General features: G+C 61.7%; 2 protein-coding genes. Both read right to left on the reverse strand.

All coding sequences use genetic code 11. The features are described 5' to 3' along the window. Positions 1-33: 33 nt before the first annotated feature. Complete coding sequence (locus NKH43_RS35135) at positions 34-2,103, reverse strand: recombinase family protein (protein ID WP_352843071.1); 2,070 nt, start codon at positions 2,101-2,103, stop codon at positions 34-36. After that, positions 2,100-2,575 (reverse strand): hypothetical protein (locus NKH43_RS35140; protein ID WP_352781285.1); only part of this gene is annotated, 476 nt, incomplete at its 5' end. The genes NKH43_RS35140 and NKH43_RS35135, both read right to left, overlap by 4 nt.

The raw sequence follows: 2,575 nt of genomic DNA on the forward strand, positions 1-2,575 counted from the left end.
CCGATCCCACGACATAATGCACACCTCGCTATGTTATTGAAAAAGCTGGATCTGCTGATCCTGTGATTGTGATAATGGACTGTGTCCGCTCCTGCCGGAATGGTGCTGGATATCGAGTTGCTCGATATGTTCATGACGGATGATCCAGGGCGTACCCTTGCAATACTGCTCGGCCTTCAGATCGCCGGCGCGGATCATGCGCAGCACGGTCATTGGCCGCAGGCCGAGCTTCGCAGCCGTTTCCTGCAATGTATGCTCGCCGCGCTCCGACCGTTCGTCCTTTTTGTAGACGGCGATGTCGTGCTGGTTGCGGAAAGTGCAGACACGGGACTGCGTCCATCCGTTCAGACGACCCGTGGTTTTGCCGAGCCGGTTGAGAAGCGATGCGATCGCTCTATCCGGCAATTGGCGTGCCAGGGCACGGATCAGGTCCTCGATGTCCGGCGGGGCGCCCCAACGGTGATGGCCTGCCTTGTTCTTCCTGACCGAAAGCGCGGTATGGTCGCCGCCCTGCCAATGCACCAGCATTTTGATGTGGTCGTCTTCGATGGCGACGACAATCTCGCGGATCACGGCACGGATGATCCGCTTGCGCGTGGTGGCGGTGGCGTTGGCATGATGCCATGCCAGTTCGAGATCGGCGCCCATGCGCAGCAGGCTCCGCCGTTCCTCTTCTCCCAGAGCCTCAGGCTTGTGGCGGTCGAGCGCGTCAAGCTCGTCCTGACGCTCGCGGACGGCTACGAGCGCGGCATTCCAGCGTCGCTCCAGTTCGCCTGCTACAAGCCGGTTGTCCGGGTCGACGGCGTCATACTGGCGGCGTGCATGGGCGGCTTCATAACGTGCCTGCTCGAGTGCGAGCTCCACATGGCGCCGCTTCTCTCCAGCCTGCACGGTGGAGGTCTCGATGGCCTTGATCGCCGCTTCCATGCCGAGCGGTTGAAGGCGTTGAAGAACCTCCGCGCTGACCGCCTGATCGACCCGCAACGATCCGAAGCCGATGCACGGGTCGGTTCCGTGGTTGACCTGCGCTCCGCGGCAATGATAGCGCCCCGTATTGCCGTTGCTGCCGGAATAGGAGACATGCAGCTTGCGGCCGCAATGGCCGCAGCGCAAGAGACCGCCGAGCAGCAACTCGCCCCGGCGAAGAGCACCGCGCGGCACCAGGCCTTTGCTTGTGGCATTGTCCGTGATCAGGCGCTGATTCCTCTCAAAATCGTGCCAGCTCAGGTAACCTTCGTGATGGTCGATGAGCAAGACCTCCCAGTCGGCGCGATCGCGCCTGATCCCACGCAAAATCCGTTTGCGTCCGGCCTCTATGGTGACTTTGCTGCAGGTTCGCCCGAACGCATAGGCGCCGGCGTAGATCGGGTTGGTGAGAATGTGGTGCACCGTATTGTAGACGGGCAGCTTCCAGACGATCGCCCTGTCCGCCGCGCGCGTGTAATTTACGGCAGGGAGCATAATGCCCTCGCGGCGCAACCACAGATGCACCTGCCGGATGCTCTGCAGTTCGTCGAAACGCCGGAATACAAGATCGATCGCCTCGCGGATCCGCAGGTCCGGGTCTTTCTCGACCCGGTTCCGGCCCGACTTGACGTAACCGATCGCCACCGTCAGGAAAAGTTCGCCCCGTCGTGCCTTCTGCTTCAGGGCTTCGATCGAGCGGGCCCGCAGGATCGAAAGCTCCAGTTCGCTCATCGTGCCCTTCATGCCGAGCAGCAGCCTGTCGTTGGGATGACGCGGTTCGTAGATGCCGTCCTCATCGATGATGAGCGTTCCGACAAGGCCGCAAAACTCGATGAGCGTATGCCAGTCCCGGCCATTGCGGGCCAGCCGGGAGGCTTCAATGGCGAGGACCGCACCAACCCGACCTTCGCAGATCGCCGCCAGAAGCTTCTCAAAGCCCGGACGGCTGATGCCAGACCCTGAACGACCGAGATCTTCATCGATGACGATGGCGTCTTTCCAGCCAAGGGACCGCGCTCGCTCGGCAAGGCCATATTGGCGTCGCCGGCTCTCGGGATTGTTGACGAGTTGATCGGCCGTCGACTGCCGGACATAGACATAGGCACCGCGCGCGAGATGTTCAGCGGTGATCTTCATGATCTGCCTCCCGTCCCGTCTGGCTCACCACCGCTTCCCTCAGCAAGGTCTCGATCAGCGGGAGGGTGCGTTCCCGGACTTCGCCTGGAAGACTCGATGGCGGAGCCTTCTTGGAAAACAGGTCTGGCTGGTCGGTTCGGCATTGCCTGCGCTGCATGGTCGTCTCCTGGCTGGCGTGAGTCGCTCTGCAGAAAACGTAGACATGCATCGACCTCGCGGCGCAGGTCGCGCAGGCATGAAAGGGGAAAACGGGGCGCCTCGCGAACCGCCATCGTCAGGGCGATCTCTTCCGTCATCCAGATCGGAATCAGCGCCAGGCTGCCATCCGGTTGTCGCCCGACATAGGCCGGCTCACCGCAATAACGCTGACGGCCTGTGACGAAAATCTCCCCGCCCGAACGTGGATGAAAGGCGTAACGGACAATCTTCTTTGCCTCGCCATCCTGATAACGGGCATTATGAGCCCAGTCCG

Origin of the sequence: Mesorhizobium sp. M1163, assembly GCF_040318415.1 — a bacterium.
In the GTDB taxonomy this organism is placed as follows: domain Bacteria; phylum Pseudomonadota; class Alphaproteobacteria; order Rhizobiales; family Rhizobiaceae; genus Mesorhizobium.

What these genes read in the sequence shown, in the direction of transcription:
- NKH43_RS35135 (WP_352843071.1), bottom strand. Translation starts at nt 2,103, where the DNA reads ATGAAGATCACCGCTGAACATCTCGCGCGCGGTGCCTATGTCTATGTC.